This is a genomic window from Bifidobacterium apousia (genome assembly GCF_007559275.1).
Taxonomy (GTDB): Bacteria; Actinomycetota; Actinomycetes; order Actinomycetales; family Bifidobacteriaceae; genus Bombiscardovia; species Bombiscardovia apousia.
Genome location: NZ_VMHK01000001.1, coordinates 223,420 through 239,596, shown reverse-complemented (window position 1 = coordinate 239,596; position 16,177 = coordinate 223,420). Strand labels below are relative to the sequence as shown.

At 61.1% G+C, this 16,177-nt stretch carries 17 protein-coding genes; 1 reads left to right on the top strand and 16 read right to left on the bottom strand.

Features of this window, described 5'->3' with window-relative positions:
• Positions 1-10: 10 nt before the first annotated feature.
• From FPK30_RS00915 to FPK30_RS00900, 4 genes are all read right to left on the bottom strand, one after another.
• Positions 11-967, bottom strand: coding sequence for a sugar kinase (locus FPK30_RS00915; protein ID WP_144084928.1), 957 nt, complete (start codon positions 965-967; stop codon positions 11-13).
• Between the two features lie 212 nt (positions 968-1,179).
• Complete coding sequence (locus tag FPK30_RS00910; protein WP_144084927.1) at positions 1,180-2,049, bottom strand: L-ribulose-5-phosphate 3-epimerase; 870 nt, start codon at positions 2,047-2,049, stop codon at positions 1,180-1,182.
• Positions 2,046-2,720: a 3-keto-L-gulonate-6-phosphate decarboxylase UlaD gene (locus FPK30_RS00905; protein WP_024626967.1), complete on the bottom strand. Its 675-nt coding sequence runs from the start codon at positions 2,718-2,720 to the stop codon at positions 2,046-2,048. The genes FPK30_RS00910 and FPK30_RS00905 overlap by 4 nt, the downstream gene beginning before the upstream one ends.
• A gap of 5 nt (positions 2,721-2,725) precedes the next feature.
• The gene (locus FPK30_RS00900; RefSeq protein ID WP_024626968.1) at positions 2,726-3,715 is read right to left on the bottom strand and encodes a phosphotriesterase family protein; all 990 of its coding nucleotides are present in this window, start codon (positions 3,713-3,715) and stop codon (positions 2,726-2,728) included.
• Between the two features lie 244 nt (positions 3,716-3,959).
• Here FPK30_RS00900 and FPK30_RS00895 point away from each other — a divergent pair, with 244 nt between their 5' ends.
• Positions 3,960-5,000, top strand: a complete 1,041-nt coding sequence (locus FPK30_RS00895; protein ID WP_232341846.1) for a sugar-binding transcriptional regulator — start codon at positions 3,960-3,962, stop codon at positions 4,998-5,000.
• A gap of 61 nt (positions 5,001-5,061) precedes the next feature.
• Here FPK30_RS00895 and FPK30_RS00890 read toward each other — a convergent pair whose 3' ends face one another.
• The 12 genes from FPK30_RS00890 to FPK30_RS00835 all read right to left on the bottom strand — a co-directional run bounded on the left by FPK30_RS00890 (position 5,062) and on the right by FPK30_RS00835 (position 15,900).
• On the bottom strand, positions 5,062-6,150 hold the full coding sequence (locus FPK30_RS00890; RefSeq protein ID WP_144084926.1) for an aspartate-semialdehyde dehydrogenase: 1,089 nt from the start codon (positions 6,148-6,150) through the stop codon (positions 5,062-5,064).
• A 17-nt stretch (positions 6,151-6,167) separates the two neighbouring features.
• Positions 6,168-6,731 carry an ACT domain-containing protein gene (locus FPK30_RS00885; RefSeq protein ID WP_015022547.1) on the bottom strand — a complete coding sequence of 188 codons (564 nt, stop codon included), beginning with the start codon at positions 6,729-6,731 and terminating at the stop codon, positions 6,168-6,170.
• Between the two features lie 23 nt (positions 6,732-6,754).
• Positions 6,755-7,561, bottom strand: a complete 807-nt coding sequence (locus FPK30_RS00880) for an aspartate kinase (protein ID WP_144084925.1) — start codon at positions 7,559-7,561, stop codon at positions 6,755-6,757.
• A 157-nt stretch (positions 7,562-7,718) separates the two neighbouring features.
• Positions 7,719-8,321, bottom strand: a complete 603-nt coding sequence (gene recR, locus FPK30_RS00875; RefSeq protein ID WP_015022549.1) for a recombination mediator RecR — start codon at positions 8,319-8,321, stop codon at positions 7,719-7,721.
• Positions 8,321-11,242: a DNA polymerase III subunit gamma and tau gene (locus tag FPK30_RS00870; protein WP_144084924.1), complete on the bottom strand. Its 2,922-nt coding sequence runs from the start codon at positions 11,240-11,242 to the stop codon at positions 8,321-8,323. The genes recR and FPK30_RS00870 overlap by 1 nt, the downstream gene beginning before the upstream one ends.
• A 71-nt stretch (positions 11,243-11,313) precedes the next feature.
• Positions 11,314-11,709 carry an Rv3654c family TadE-like protein gene (locus tag FPK30_RS00865; protein ID WP_144084923.1) on the bottom strand — a complete coding sequence of 132 codons (396 nt, stop codon included), beginning with the start codon at positions 11,707-11,709 and terminating at the stop codon, positions 11,314-11,316.
• Positions 11,710-11,712: 3 nt separating this feature from the next.
• On the bottom strand, positions 11,713-12,084 hold the full coding sequence (locus FPK30_RS00860) for a TadE family type IV pilus minor pilin (protein WP_144084922.1): 372 nt from the start codon (positions 12,082-12,084) through the stop codon (positions 11,713-11,715).
• On the bottom strand, positions 12,077-12,457 hold the full coding sequence (locus FPK30_RS00855; RefSeq protein ID WP_232341847.1) for a DUF4244 domain-containing protein: 381 nt from the start codon (positions 12,455-12,457) through the stop codon (positions 12,077-12,079). Before FPK30_RS00855 ends, FPK30_RS00860 begins: the two co-directional genes overlap by 8 nt.
• 187 nt (positions 12,458-12,644) lie before the next feature.
• Positions 12,645-13,187, bottom strand: a complete 543-nt coding sequence (locus FPK30_RS00850) for a pilus assembly protein (RefSeq protein WP_144084921.1) — start codon at positions 13,185-13,187, stop codon at positions 12,645-12,647.
• The gene (locus tag FPK30_RS00845; protein ID WP_144084920.1) at positions 13,178-13,840 is read right to left on the bottom strand and encodes a type II secretion system F family protein; all 663 of its coding nucleotides are present in this window, start codon (positions 13,838-13,840) and stop codon (positions 13,178-13,180) included. The genes FPK30_RS00850 and FPK30_RS00845 overlap by 10 nt, the downstream gene beginning before the upstream one ends.
• 12 nt (positions 13,841-13,852) lie before the next feature.
• The gene (locus FPK30_RS00840) at positions 13,853-14,941 is read right to left on the bottom strand and encodes a TadA family conjugal transfer-associated ATPase (protein WP_144084919.1); all 1,089 of its coding nucleotides are present in this window, start codon (positions 14,939-14,941) and stop codon (positions 13,853-13,855) included.
• A complete protein-coding gene (locus FPK30_RS00835; RefSeq protein ID WP_144084918.1) occupies positions 14,938-15,900 on the bottom strand; it encodes a CpaE/TadZ family protein in 963 nt (320 codons plus the stop codon). Before FPK30_RS00835 ends, FPK30_RS00840 begins: the two co-directional genes overlap by 4 nt.
• Positions 15,901-16,177: the final 277 nt, after the last annotated feature.

Genomic DNA, 16,177 nt, shown 5'->3' with positions numbered 1-16,177 from the left:
GAAGGAACGGTCAACGGTTGATATCCCCGCCCAGCGGAATATCCAGTTCCTGGGCGCGGATACGGGTCAGATCGCCCATATGCGTCAGGGCATACTCGGCGGCCCGCTGTCCCCACCTGACACCGCACTCCACATCATCGGAGAGGAAGCCGTGGAGGGTGGCAGCCACGAAGGAATCCCCGGCGCCGGGACGATCCACCACCGGAACCGTCGTGGTGACGTACTTCTTGATTCCCTTGGAGGTTCTCAAGTAAGGACCATCCAAGTGATTGGTGGAAACAATGTACTCATTGCCGAAGCGCTGGTAGAGCTGCTCGCAGACCTCCTCGCCTGTCCCCTCGATTCCGAAGACGCTTTTGGCGTCCTTGATGGAGCAGAAGAGAATGCGGGCCTTATGAGCGATGGGCTCCAAAACCTTTCTGGCCTGGTCACCAGACCAAAGCTTGCTGCGGAAGTTCACGTCAAAGGCGATGTCGATGCCGCGCTTCTCCGCCTGCTCGGCCGCATAAGTCACCACCTGAGCGGTGGTATCGGTCAGGGCCGCGGTGATGCCGGTCAGGAAGAGCAGGCGGGTGTCCAGCATCCGGTCCCAGTCGTAATCCTCGATCCCCGTCGACCTGAAGGGGGTGTACTCGCGGTCGTAGATGACGTTGGCCGGCATGGGGGGTTCGCCCGGCTCCATGAAGTAGAGGGCGATTCGGCTGGCCGGCTTGCGGACCATGGTGCTCAGATCAACACCCACAGACCTGTACTCGCTCAGGACGTATTCGCCCAAATCCCCCTCCGGCAGCGAAGAGGTCCACAGGGTCTTGCGCTGAAGCTGAGCCAACACTCCAGCCACATTGGCCTCGGAACAGGCTGGATTCATCAGGACCGACCGGGCGTTCATCAGCCGCTCCCCCCTCCTGACCGTGAGCCTGATCTGCCCCTCTCCTATGGTCGAAAGGTCATATGCATGTTCTGCCATCACTTGCTCCTTGTCTACATGGCCGCTTCTCTAGAATGGACCACGACGTCCGCTTCATTCCGTATTACGACCTGTCACATTCAAACTCGCACCGATCGGGTCGACCCTCCAGGGGCGACCGCTGGCATCATTGCCTCCCTGCCGATGCCAAGGGGGTGGAGGACCGGCACAACCACCCCCGGGTCGCAACCGTGACCGCTGCGACCTGTACTTCAGCCTCTGGGGTCAAGCACCTCCATGTCAGCCCCTCGCAGCCAGGTTTCCACTTTCTTCCTTGCATTCGCGACGATCTGATCGGCCTGGTCCGAATCATCGTTCCACATCTCCAGCATGATCCGCCCCGACCAGGATTGCCGGGCCAGCTCGGCGAAAGCCGTGGGAAAATCGGCACAGCCCTCGCCCATGGTGATGCGACGCGGCTGCCCTGGGAGCACATCCTTGACATGGATGGCCAGCATTCTGCCGGCTCCAGCCCTGAGCTCAGCCACGGCATCCAGCTCCTGCTCGTAGAGGTTGCCGATATCCGGGTACATGCTCAACCAGGAGGACCCGACCTGATCGCAGATGGCCAGACCCTTGGTGATGGAGGTGATGTCATTGCCATCCACATTCTCTATGCCCAGCATGACGCCGGCCTGGGCCGCATACTCAGCCGCCCTGGCCAAAACCTCCACATACCTGGCGCGCTGGTCGGGATCAGGGTCCTCGTAGTAGGCGTAGTAACCGGCTACCTGAATCAGGGGAATGCCCGCCTCATGAGCCAGATCGATCGCCTTGAGGAAGATCTCATAGGCCTGACGGCGGACAGCCGGATCGGCCGAGCCAGGGCCAACCTTACGGTGGCAGCTCAGGCAGATCCCTCCGACCTGGACGCCCTGGCGGTCAGCGGCCTGACGGAAGGTGGAAGCCTGGGCAGCCGTCCAGTCCAAGCGGGCCATCCGCTTGTCGCTTTCGTCAATGGACAGATCCATGAAGGTGAACCCATCGGCCGCCACCTGGGACATGAACGCATCCCAATCATCCGGCTCGGCGGGGGACTTCAGGGCCTTCTCATAGATGCCCAGGGTGATGCTGCCGCTCATTGCGGCCACACCCTGCCGATGGTCTCCCGCAGCTCGGTCGCAGCGGCCAGGGGGTCGTCAGCCTTGACAATGCCGCGGCCGGAGATCACCACTCCGACGGGAACTCCTTGGAAGAAGGGCAGATCCTTGGCCGTGACCCCGCCGGTCACAGTGACCTTGAAGCCCATCTGATGCAGCTGGCGGATGCGATCCTTGTCGTCCTCCCCCCAGGTCAGCTTTCCGGCCGCTTCAGCGTCGCGAGAACGATGGACGATGACCTGGGTAGCTCCAAGTCGCCGCCATTCGCGCGCCTGTTCGGGATCGTAGGTTTCACCCAGCTCAATCTGGACCTCACCGCCGAACTCCTGGGCCACCTTCACCACCTGCTCGACCGTGGTCATGCTGGCCCCGGCGACCACCGAGACCCAGCTGGCACCCGCCTCGAAGCAGGCGCGGGAGATGACCGCACCAGCCTCGGCGATCCTGACATCAGCCAGGATGGTCTTATTGGGATAGAGAGCACGGATCTCGCGCACGGCTCTCAGCCCTTCGGCGATGATCAGGACCGTTCCGCACTCGATGACATCCACTTGGCTGACGGCCGCATTCAGAGGCCTCAGGGCCGAGGGCATATCAAAGGTGTCCAGCGCGATCTGAAGCTGGGGGCGTTCCAGGGTCTTGTCTGCTGCCATCGCGCTCAGGCCTCCTTACGGAAGGAGAAGAAGTTGTGGGCGTTGCGGATGAGCAGCTTGTCCACGTAGTCGGGATCAAAGCCTTCGGCGATCATGCGGGGGCCGTCCACTGCCGGGTTGTAGTCCACGCCGCTCACAGAGCCGTAGACCTTCTGGTAGGAGCGCTTGCCGGAGTCCGTGCCCAGGAGGATACGGTCCTCATAGCCGTCTTTCTTGAAAGCCTTGAGCTCCATCATCCTGTTGGAATCGGGCTGATACTTGATCCTGTTGGTGCCGTCGATTTCCAGGTAAACGCCCAGATCCAGGATCTCCTCCAGGTAGTAGACATCAGCATTGCGCTGAATGTGGCCGATGGCGATCTGGTCCGCGGGGACCCCCAGCCCGATCAGAGTCTGGGCCTGTTCCAGGCCACAGGTTCCATAGGTGGTGTGTGTGTTGATGGGAGCGCCGGTTTCGATGGCCGCCTTGGCAGCAGCCTCCATGCACTTATGCTCGAAAGGCGTGATCTCGCCGTAAGCAGTGCCGATCTTGATGACACCTGCCTTATAGGGGCTGCGATCCACCAGGGGGCCGGTGTAGTCGTTGCGATCGATGCCCTCACGGATATCGGCGATGACCAGATCGGCGATCTGATCGACGCTGTAGCGGTTGATCCAGTGGGACTGGGTCTCCAGGTAGACATGCTCACGATGGAAGCCGGTGGCCCCTATGATCTGCAGGTTCTCCACCGAGCGGGCCACCTCAGCCAGCTTCTCGATGTCACGGCCGCAGTTGATGGGGCACATGTCCACCACGGTGCCGCCCTGCTTGCTCCACTTCAGCGAGGCCTTGGCGAAATAGCCGGCCTCGGTCTCTGCCTTCTCGACTGAATCCAGTTGATGGTCCTTGTCCAGGTAGACCTCACCGGCTCCCACCCGGATCAGATGGTCGTGGCTGTTGACTACGCCAAGCGTGCTCGGATCGACATCACCCAGAATGGTTCGTGCGAATGCCATGTGAACTCCTTTGTTGTTTGTGCTCTGCGACTTCGCGGCACCGGTCTTCAGGCTTTTCTTCCGGTGCCTTTGACAGGAAACAGACTATGGGAGCCATCAGAGAACAACAAGGATATCGATGAACATATGTACTTGAAGAATAAATTTATATCTTTATATATTTCATTTCCAGCATTACAAGAGCTTTCTTTAGACCATTTGGGACAGCTAGGCTCGTGTATGCGAATTCTGATAAAATGTACATATGTTCAGCGATTTACAGATGATGACCAGCTCGGATGCTCGCAAGCGGGTCCAGCTGCTTCTTCGCATAGCCCGCATGTACTACCAGGACCACATGCTGCAGTCCCAGATCGCCACAGAGACAGGCTATTCCCGCCCCTCCGTCTCCCGGATGCTGAAAGAGGCCCAAGAGCGAGGACTGGTAAAGATCTCCATTGAGAATCCACTGGAACGGCTTGAAGACCTGGAGTCCAGGCTGATCCGGCAATTCAACCTCCGTTGTGCTCGGGTCTCGGAGCCACCGCAAGGATGCACCGGGTATGATGTCGTACCCCGAAGCGCGGCGGCTCTCCTGGTTGAGCAGACCAGGCCCGACTCTTTGATAACCGTCTCCAATGGCAACGCCGTCGCCTACACGGTTCGAGAAGTTCCCCTGCAAAACTGGGCAAAGTCCAAGGTCGTGCAGATGATCGGTTCCCTGTCGCCGACCAATCCTATGACGGATTCACCGGAGATATGCCGCATGCTGGCCCAGCGACTGGGCGGCAGCTACTCGTCGCTGCCGGTGCCCATGATCCTTTCTTCGACATCCGTAGCTGAAGCCATGCGCAAAGAACGCCAGATCGCCGACACCCTGACTCTGGGCGGACACGCCGACGTTGCGGTGGTGGGAGTCGGGTCGGTCAAGGAGGGAAGGTCAGGACACATTTTCAAAGACTACGAGAATGCGGCTTTCATCAAGGAGGTGACCGAGCTCAAGGCCGTGGGACACATCTGCGGGCATCACATCGATGCCCAGGGTCGCCACATCCGAACCAGCCTGTGTGAACGCACTATATCGATTGAATTCGAACGCCTGAAGCGGATCCCTCTGGTCATAGGCGTGGCCTGGGGGCCGCAAAAGGTTGCCAGCATCCTCGCCTGTCTGCGGGCTGGGCTCATCTCTGCACTGGCCACCGACCGCGACACGGCCGAAGGGATACTTGAGCTGGAACAACGGCAGAGGAGGGCAGGCAGAAAAGCCTCACAAACCCCGAGCCAAGCAGAGGCCAAGCAGGGCTGACCCTGCATGAAAACCATCAGGCAGACGGAGCCTGGTAGAACCGATCAGCCCAGATGCGCAATCAGATCCTGTCGGCGAAGTGCTTGCGGGCGATCAGCTCGGCAATCTGCACGGCGTTGAGGGCAGCGCCCTTGCGCAGGTTGTCGTTGGCCACGAACATGGACAATCCCCTCTTGCCCTCCACAGCCTGGTCCTGGCGGATGCGACCCACGAAGCTGGGGTCTTTGCCGGCTGCGTCCAGTGGAGTGGGGATTTCCGCCAGACTTACTCCGGGGGCCTTGGACAGCAGGTCGCGGGCCTGGTCAGGAGTGACGTCGTGCTCGAACTCGGCATTGATGCTCATACCGTGGGCAGTGAAGACCCCTACCCGCACGCAGGTGCAGGAAGCGGCCAGATCAGGCAGGTGCAGGATCTTGCGGCTCTCATTGCGCAGCTTCTGCTCCTCGTCGGTCTCCCCGCTGCCATCATCGACCAGAGCGCCGATGAAGGGAACGGCGTTGAAGGCAATGGTGCGCACCACCTTGGTGGGCGGTGGGAACTCGATGGCCGATCCGTCGAAGACCAGCCGGTCAGCCCCTTGCTCCACGGCGGTTTTGGCCTCGTCGCGCAGCTGGAGGACGCCGGCACGACCAGCCCCCGACACAGCCTGGTAGGAGGAGACGATCAGACGGCGCAGACCGTATGCCTTGGCTAAGGGACTCAGCACCGGCATGCAGGCCATGGTGGTGCAGTTGGGATTGGCCACGATCCGCCGCGGGATAAGATCCAAGTCCTCCGGGTTGACCTCAGACACCACCAGGGGGACCTCGGGATCCATCCGCCAATGGGAGGAGTTGTCGACCACGTAGGCACCGGCCTCAGCGAAGCGAGGAGCCCAGGTTCCTGAAGTCGAGCCGCCGGCGGAGAAGATGGCCAAATCGATCCCGCTCAGGTCGGCCTGCTCAACATCCTCGACCGTGATGGTCCTGTCACGCCAAGGCAACTGCTCTCCGGCAGACCGCGACGAGGCCATGAATCGCAAGTCAGCCACCGGGAAGTCCCGTTCGTCCAGCATGCGGCGCATGACCATGCCTACTTGACCTGTGGCGCCCAGAACGGCTACATTGATGCCACGACGTCCGTTGTTCGCCAAATCAGCCTTATCCGTCATTGCTCTCTCCTTCTCGCTCAGCGACCCGTGCCGCCATAAACGACCGCCTCGACCTGATCGGCATCCAAGTGGAAGGCCGTATGGATGGCCCGCACCGCCTCGTCGAGATCCTGGATGGGCACCAGGGCGGAGATGCGGATTTCGGAGGTCGAGATCATGAGCACGTTGATATGTCGGTCGCTCAAGGCCCGGAAGAAGGTGGCGGTGATGCCCGAATGGGTTTTCATCCCTACGCCTACCAGGGTCACCTTGCCCACCTCGGGATTGATATCCACTGACCGGAACCCCAATTGCTCGCGGGAGTCATCCAGCATGGGGACCACCTGATCAGCCTGAGCGGACGGGAGCGTGAAAGAGATGTCCACGGTGCCGGTAGCCGCCCCAGCCTGGACGATCATATCGATGTTGATGCCGCCCTCGGCAAGGATGGTGAAGAGCTGTGCGGCCACGCCAGGTCGGTCGGGCACGGCACGCAGACTGACCTGAGTCTCACTGCGGTCGTGGGCAACCCCTGAAATGATGGGTGACTCAGGGCCGTTCAGGTCCGGAAACAGGTCACCCATGGATTCGCCGTTGGTCATGTCCTTCCTTCCGTCATATCCCGTCACCTGTCAGCGCGTGCGGCGGGGCGATCCGGCAGCTGGCCGGTCTCCAAATTGGGAATCTTGTCAGCATCGACATCGTCGGGCATGATCAGCGTGCCTGGGCGATGGGAAAAGGAACTGCGCACATGGATGGGCATGCGGAAACGCTGGGCATACTCCACGCAGCGCAGGGCCAGCACCTTGGATCCGCCGGCCGCCATCTCCAGCATTTCCTCATATGAAATGCGGGCGATTCTACGGGCGGTGGGAACGATGCGCGGATCGGCGGTGAAAACCCCGTCCACATCGGTATAGATCTCGCAGACATCCGCCTTGAGTGCCACGGCTAGGGCCACAGCCGAGGTATCCGAGCCGCCACGACCCAGGGTGGTGGCGTCGCCGTCTGAATTGACCCCCTGAAAGCCGGCCACAATCCCCACTTCACCTCGGTCCAAGGCCTTCATGACTCGCTGAGGTCGAACATGGCGGATGTGGGCTGCGCCGTAGCGTGCATCAGTCATGAATCCCGCCTGCGAGCCGGTGAAGGAATGGGCATGCTCGCCTTGTGCATGGATGCTCATGGCCAGCAGGCTCATGGAGATGCGCTCACCCGCCGTCATGAGCATGTCCATCTCTCGGGCAGGAGGATTGGAATCCACGTCCATGGCCTGGTCAATCAGATCATCAGTGGTGTCCCCCATAGCGGAAACCACCACAGCAATGTCATTGCCGGCGCGCTTGGTGTCAATAATGCGCTTGGCCACACGCTTGATGGAGTCCGAGTCCGCCACCGAGGACCCGCCATACTTCTGAACGATAAGTGCCACTGCTGTTCCATCCCGCGACGGTTAAGCCACTAGACCATCATCTGCAACATGTTGATTACATGGATTATACGAACGACACCGTTCTATCAGACCCCCTCCACCAATATGCGAAACATTGACGGCAGCCAGGGAGGCTACGAATCAGTGACCGCAGGCCTTACAGATCGCGACGGCCGGATATTGCCCGGCCAAGGGTGATCTCGTCGGCATATTCCAGATCGCTGCCGACAGGCAGACCGCTGGCCAGCCTGGTGACCCGCAGATCCAGAGGGCCCAGCAGCCGTCCCAGGTAGGTGGTGGTGGCCTCGCCTTCAATGTTGGGATCCAAGGCCAGCATGACCTCCTTGACCTGATCCGTGCCCAACCGCTTCAAGAGCTCGGGAATGCGCAGATCGCCAGGACCGACGTTGGACATAGGGTCGATGGCCCCGCCCAAGACATGATAAAGGCCCCTATACTCTCCGGTCCGCTCAATGCTCATGACATCCTTGGGTTCCTCGACGACGCAGATGATGCTGCGGTCACGACGCGGATCCTGGCAGATAGGGCATGGGCTGGTCTCGCAGACATTGCCACAGATCTCGCAAAACCGAACCTTCTCCTTGGCGGCGACGATAGCATCGGCCAAATCCTGAGCGCTACGCCGATCGGCTCCCAGAATGTAGAAGGCGATGCGCTGCGCGCCCTTGGGGCCAATGCCCGGCAGTTGCGCAAAAGCATCGATCAGCTCTTGAATGGCTCCATCATAGGTAGCAGCCATCATTCACCTCCCTGTCGCTGCGCCTGTTCCTGCCGGCGCTTTTGGACGTTGATCGGATTCTGGGGATCGTCAGCAGCAAAGTCCTCCACCTTGGTCACGTCGAACAATTTGGTCAGTTCATCCTGGTTCATGGCATTGTCCGCCCCGAGTCTGGCATCGTCCATGGAATAGACATCGTCCTCGGGATCCACTGACGGCCTTGAGGTCTGGGAGGAAACTGCAGCAGACGAGGCCCCGTCCTGACCGGGACCACTGGAGGCCGGACTAGCGAAGCCTGCTGGCGCTCTCCTGCCCTCAGCTCCAGCAACCTTTGCCATTGTCTGGGGGCCATCCGAGCCACCGACAGCATCGGAACCGTGATCGTCGCTCTGCGCATCCGACAAGGTTGATGCGCCAGTCGCCATGACCCCTTCACCGGAAACCGATCCAGTTCCCAATGTCGAAGCCGAGGTGGCGCTCGAGACGCCTCCCTGACCGGATGAATCTACCGACTGAGAAGCTTCATGGCCTTGACTGTTGGAGGACTCTGCAGAGACTACGGCGCTGGTCCCGGAATCGGGCACAGCCCAAGGATCCGTGTCATCGGTCATGTCCGGCAGGGCCACCTTTTTGGACTCATGGTCTTTCTGGCCAGTGGATCCATCGCCGCCCTGATCAGGCTGCCAGGTCTTTTGCGGCGCATGAATCGCTGGCATGGGGTGAGCCCAGGGATCATCGTCCGGCAACACCGTTGAAGCGGTCGAGCCGAAACCCGCCGCTGGAAGCGGTTTCGAAGACGACTGGACAGGGCCACCGACCGGGTGGTGAGCGTCGTCGGAGCTCCCTTCGCCTGAAGCTTCTCCAGGAGTGGACTTCCCGTCTGATGCCGATGCTCCGGCCCCACCATCATGACCGGCCGAGGCCGTCATCCCTCTAGGAGCATGCCCCTGCTCTGTGGCCGCATGAGGCATGACCGCCGCCCCAAGGTTCATGGTGGCTAACCCGGCTCGCGCTAGAGCCACCTCCTTCTTGACCTCTGCCCGGCGCTGGGGAGACATCCTGTTGACGGACTCCACAGTCTCACCGTTGGCAGCCGTCCCCGATGGGGCGATCATGGTGGACTGTCCGAACTCCTGGCGAGCGCGGACCATGACGATACGCGGCACCTTGGTCTCCCCGTCAACCGACTGTGCAGCCACGGCCATGGCGAAGGCATGTTGACTGAGTGGACGGTCGAAGGTCATAGACAGCCGCTTGCGGCCGGAGGGGCCTGCTGTCATGGCTACGGTGGGCACCCGGTCTCGCACGACATACTGGCGGACCTCATCAGGCAGGGCAGCAACCAGGGCATCCCAGCGCTTATCCAGCTCTGTACCAGTCGGCACCTCGTTTGCCTGCCCTTGCGCAGTCTCCTGTTGTGCAGGCCGAGGTGTTTCCGCGGACCGGGCGGGTCTGGAGGGACTGGATGGCCTAGCTTGTCCCTCCGCCTGTCCAGTCGGCCAGGAGGGAGCTTCCTTGCGCTCGGGTTGGATAGGATCAGAGCCGGAATGGGGCGACTGCTCTTCGCCCTCTCGCTGTCCATAAGCGGAGGAATCAGAATGAGAGCCGGCCATGGTCTGTGGCCCGGCAGAGGAGGCGGGCGCTACAACAGATGGCGAGCCTGCCATGCTGGATTGTTCGGGGCGATCAGCGCCATCAGCACTGCCAGACTGCGATGCTGTGGACGGCCGACCGCTCCGCTGCGACCTGTCAGCGCCAATGAACCCACCGCGGGCGGGCGCCGTGGCCGACCCGGAGGGGGAAGCTGCCCCTGCGGCCGATGCCTGCTCCATAGGTTCGCAGCCAATTGCCAGCAGCCTGGCAGCCAGCAGCTCCAAGCGCATCCTGGGCGAAGTGGCCCCGTTCATTCCCGCCAGTGCATCGTTGATGATGTCGGCCATTCTGGTCAGGACCTGCAGATCCAAAGCATCCGCCTGCCGACGCAGATCGGCCACCTGGTCGTCGTCGCCATCTTCGCTCAGCACGCTTTCAGCCCGGTCCCCCGCCAGTTTGAGAACCAGCAGGTCGCGGACATGGGCCAGCAGATCCTCAACGAAGCGCTGGGGCTCGAACCCGCCGACGACAACCTTTTGAATGACCCCGTAGAGGCCAGCACCATCGTGGTCGATCAGCGTATCCACAGCTTCGCCGATCAGTGCGGCAGGAGTGAACCCCAGCAGAGCTACAGCCGCATCATAGGTGATGGTGTGCTCGTCAGCGCCTACCATGAGCTGGTCCAACACAGAAAGGGTGTCACGCACCGATCCGCCTCCAGCCCGCATGGCCAGCTTGAGAACACCGGGTTCGGCCTTGATGCCCTCTTTTTCGCAGATGCCCTCGAGATAAGGCCCCATGACTTCCTGGGGCACGAGACGGAAGGGGTAATGGTGGGTGCGGGAGCGGATAGTGCCGATCACCTTCTCCGGCTCTGTGGTGGCGAAGATGAACATGACGTGTTCCGGCGGTTCTTCGACGATTTTCAGCAGGGCGTTGAATCCTTGCTGGGTGACCATATGAGCCTCATCCAAAATGAAGATCTTGTAGCGGTCACGCACAGGGGCAAAGCCTGCCCGCTCCCTGAGCTCCCTTGCATCGTCGACGCCATTATGGCTGGCGGCGTCAATCTCCACCACGTCGATGGAACCGGGGCCTCCCGTGGCCAGATCCCTGCAGCTGTCACATTCGCCGCAGGGATGGCTGGTCGGTCCCTTGGCGCAGTTGACACAGCGGGCGAAAATCCGGGCACTGCTGGTCTTTCCACATCCCCTGGGACCGGAGAACAGGTAGGCATGGGTCAGCCGGTTCTCATCCAGAGCTCGGGTAAGGGGCACCGTGACCTGCTTCTGACCGATGATGCCGTCAAAAGTGTCAGGCCGATACCGCCGATAGAGTGCTAGTGCCATGGTTCAAGGCTATCCATTTCTTTAGACACGTTCGCTTTCCTTCCGAAGGCTTCCGACCACGCTTCCTGTTCTCATTCACAGGGCTCAGGCCCTGCCCGGGCCGACTGGACCAGACGCGGAATCATCGAGACTCCGGTGTCTACCCCCACCGAGACTTTCACGTCGCTCCCATCCACCTGGCAGTCTGTCAGGATCCCGCTGTTGAGACGGGCGACCCGGGAGGCCAGAGTACAGGGTTGCGCCTGTCCTTCGTCCAGGGCAGAAGCTGCAGCCAGAGCCGAGACATCGGCACCGGTGCGTGCATGTGCTCGACAGATCATGAGATTGCCCAGCAGGGCCGCCAGAACCAGACCCAGGCCAACCAGAGCCATCAGTATGATGCCCAGAACCGTACCAGATCCAGGATCCGAACCCCCTAGCCATGAACCGGTACGCTCCACGCGCGTCCTCCTGACATGTCCGAGCATGACTCATTCCTCCAATATGGCCACGGCATCGCCATGGACCTGTGCAGGCAGCACGCCCATCGGGCCGGAAACCACTGGGCATGACACCCTGACTGCCGTCTGTCCGGCCGATGGGCTCAACTTCACTTGAGTATGCGGACCGGCCATCCGGTGCACCAGCCCTTGGGGATCGCCCTTGCCCCGGGTGACGATCAGGTCTCTGGCAGCCGCGTTAGCCGCATCCTGACAAACCATGCCGGTTCTGATCGTCTGAGTCAGCGTCAGCAGTAAGAGAGCCAGAACCATGACGGCGGGAAGCACGATGGCGAACTCGGCCGTTACCGTGCCGCTGTCGGATCGCCACCGTCGTCTCCACTCGGACCGTCTTTCAGCCAACGGCACTGAGCGCCTTCTTCACCAAACCCATCAGCAGAGTGCGCGTGGAAGAGGATTTAACAATGGCCAGCAATACGCCGGCCAGCGTGGCAGCTGCCACCATGATCACGGCGTATTCGGCAGTGATGGCCCCCGATTCAGGTCTGGCCAGCACCACACCCATACGCGCACGCAGGGCACTCGCTGCAGAGTCCATAGCTTGGCTGATGCGAACATACAAAGCCGTCATGAACCGGTTGGAGCGCTGCCTCATTCTTTGCAGCCACCAGGACCCGGCACCTGCAGCAGGCCATGTCTCAGTTGGCACCAATTGCCCTCCTGCCTGTCTGGTCTGCAGATGGAAGACCGTCGCAACCTCCTGTGAATATGTCATCGTTCTCGCCTTTGCCTTTCCTTGCCTTCCCCGCCCCGACGAATGGCCGTTCCTCAGGGGAATCGGCATCCGGTACCTTTCACTGTGCCCGTTCCGGTCGGCCTCGGTCGCCTTATCGGATGCATGTGGACGAGTGAACCTGCATCGGCAGCCTGTGGACAACTCTGTCAGCATGGACTCCATGCCCTCAGGAAATCCGGCCTACGAAGGCCGCAATGCAGGGGATGACTCCTATCAGCACGAAGGCCGGCAGAATACACAGTCCGGTCGGCACCAGCAGCCTGACGGTTATCGCCGCTGTGGCCCGGGCCAGCACGCTGCGGGCATGGTAATCCAGCTGGCGCAGGGTCGTCTCGATACGCGTCAGAGGCGATGATCCCAAACGCCAGGACGGCTCCAGACAGTCAGCCAGGACCTGCATGGACTGCCCATAATCAGGATCCCCGATCGCTCCCGACCAAGACAGATCCCATCCGTTGCCACGTCCGAGCAGGTGAGCCACGCGAACCATCCGAAGCCCATAAGGGCCTGGCAGCAGCCCACCAACCACACCCAGGGCCCTGGGCAGGGAGGCCCCCTGACGAACAGCGACTCCCAACAAGGCCAATACCAGGCTCAAGGATGGCGTGGAGACCTGCTCATCGGCTAATCGCCCACCCGGGCCGTCGGATTCCATAAGCAGAAAGGCCAGTATGCTCGACAGGGCGGCAATCAGTGGTTTCAGATCCATAGATCCTCCCTGCCCAGATCGTTCATCAGCAGATGTATCCAAACCAGACCAAAAACATAGAAGGCCGCCCCAAGGATCAGACATATAGTTCCCAGGCCTGGGCGACATAGGAAGGACAACGGTCGCGCACCCATGAACTCTCCCATGATGATGGTCAGCACCGGCAAGGCTGACAGAAGACGGATCGTGGCCCTAGGCACAGCAAAGGCTTTTTCTCGCGCCTCATCCAGTGCCGCCCGCCGCCTCTGCATAGCTGCCACTGTCCGCAGCCCATCAGAAGCCCGGCAGCCCAGGATGGCGCTGAGCCCATAACAGGCCATCAGAGCCTGGGCCATAATCGTCAGAGTAGGCCCCCGTTCCTGAGGCAGGCACCGGTTCTCCAGCATGGCCATCACACGTTCCCGTGTGACCTCCTGGGTGGCGAACCGCCGCCCGGATGCCTCCTCGAAAGCCTCTACCAGACCGCCTCCATTGTCGACATAGGCAAGCAGGGAAGTGACCAGCACCGCCAGGCCGGGCCTATCCGACTGTGCAGAGGGCCTGACTGACATGGCCTTCAGTCTCGCGGATGCGCTGCCGCTAGGCGCGAACAAGACCAGACAGGCAATAGCCGTCATCATTGCAGCCAGCCAGGCTGCAGTCTCGTCATGCATAATCCACCTCAACTACGGAACGCCCGCCGGGGCGCTGGTCACAATGCCCCACCGCCTAGCGAACATTGACCAGGACGTTCCATATGTAGCGGCCCCTCGGCCCGTCCATGTACAGACGGCCTCCCCAAGAAGCCGGCCATCGGCTGCAGTTGTCAGTCGACCAATTTGAGCGATATGCCTATGGCCGCCGGAACGTTCCAGATGGATAACAGCATCGAACGCCCCCTGCGCCAGAGCAGCCAGGGCCCTCGGCTGCAACCCCGCCAGCAGCCCCAGAGTCGCCAGCCTAGCAGGAACGCGTTCCACATTGTCTGCATGCAGAGTCGCCATGCCACCCCGATGACCAGAATTGAAAGCCCGCAGCAGATCAGCTATTTCCTCACCCCGACACTCGCCCAGGATGATCCGATCGGGCCGCATGCGCAGTGTGGCCTTGACCAGATCAACCAGCCCCACACCCCCTGCCCCTTCGACGTTGGATTCTCTGACAGCCAAGGAAACCATATTCTCATGGCCGGCGATACGACCAAGTTCACGCACCTCCTCCACGACGACCAGCCGTTGCTCCCGTGGGCACATACCCAGCAAGGCTCGTAGGAGTGTGGTCTTGCCGGCACCCGTGCCTCCGGTTACCAGAATGCTGGCCCGATTGACCACCAGCGCCCGAAGGATGAAGAGCCAGCTGGCGGGACACAGCCCGGCAGCCGCCAGCTCCTCCAGACCTGGCGGGTGTCTGTTGGGCAGTCTGATGGAAATGGCGGCACCCTCGGGAACAAGCGGGGCCAGCACGGCGTGGACCCTGATCCCCTCCCTGCTGGAAGCATCAGCCATGGGCCGGGCATCGTCCAGACGACTTCCCAGCTGAGCGCATAACTGCACGGCAAAGTCCCTCACAGCTCGAGGGCCTTCGAATCCAGGCCGAAGCAGGACCTCCTCCATGCCCGCGCCTCGGTCGATCCAGACATGGCCCTGCCCGGTCACTGCGATGTCAGTCACCGCAGGATCGTTCGTCAGCCGGTCCAAGTACCCGAAAGTGGGCGGCTGACCGGAATCGTCGTCAGTGAATGGATCTTCATTGCTTTCCCCACTTCCTATGATCATTTGACAGCCCCAGACCGAACCGATTCGCGAGAAGATATCCGTTCTACTTTTCTTTCCCCGACGACGATCATCCCTGCGATCCGCTCAACCAAAGGATGAAGGGCCCGTGCGTATGTACGCGGCACCCGTTCCAGGCCACGCCCGTCCAGAACGGATGCCGACAGCTTCGGTTGCGGCTTAAGAACCACGTCCACCGATCGGCCCAGAAAATCCTCCGCCTGCTCCGGGTCGACGCCATGACTGACCCGGTGCTGTGTGGGCATCATTCCAATCAGAGCCATGGGGGGCCTACATGAAATCAATGGACTGTCTTGGGCTCGATCACCAGCATTGCTCCGGCCGTTCAGAGCATGGAGAAGCGCCTTCGCCCGTGCAAGGCCCAGCACGGTCATGTCCACCATCAATAGCGAAGGCAGCCCTTTCAGCGAGCGCAGATTACCCAGACCCCGGCCCCGACCGGCATCGATCAGCAAGAGATCAGCAAATCCAGCCATTGCGCTGACTGCCGCATCCAGATCCCACCAGCCCTGTGGCGGGGCACTCCAAGGATCGTTGCTGAGCAGCGGGATGCCATCCCAGGTCGGCAATTCTTCATGGAGTGCCTGAGGATCCACCCGGCCTAAGGGCGCGTGGATTCGCCCAAGCCGCATGCCAGGCGCTCCCTCGACGCCGACCAGGACATCCATCCCTCCGCCGTCCAGGTCCAGATCCACCAGAGCGCATGACAAGGCCATGTCCCGGAGCTGTTTGCCCATCAGAGCCGTCATGGTTGTCAGCCCAATTCCTCCCGAGGCCGAGAGAAAGACCAGACCAGCCACGACGGACTCATGTTCAGCATCTTTACCTACGCTCCGCCGATCGGACAGGATGGGTTGCTTGAATCGAACGGCATCCTCGCCTTGCAGGCGACCTGATCCTGAGGATCCCGGAAAATCAAACTGTCGGGCCGCGCCCGCCACTCTTCCTGGTCGGTGTTCCGGAGACAACCCGACTGAATTAAAAAAGCGCGGAGTCCATTCGGGCGCTCGCCCTTTCATGCCACCTTGTATCATCGTCGGCGGTCTGCATATGCTCATTCCAGTCATGGCTACCAGTACACCCGCCCCCTGGCATCAGCACCAGTCCCCAGAGCTTATGTGGTCGAATGACCCCATGTTTCCACATCGCTTCACCCTCACTGTGCATAAATCCATCGAGATTACGACACGCCTGGAACTGCAGCATTTTTGAGCCCAC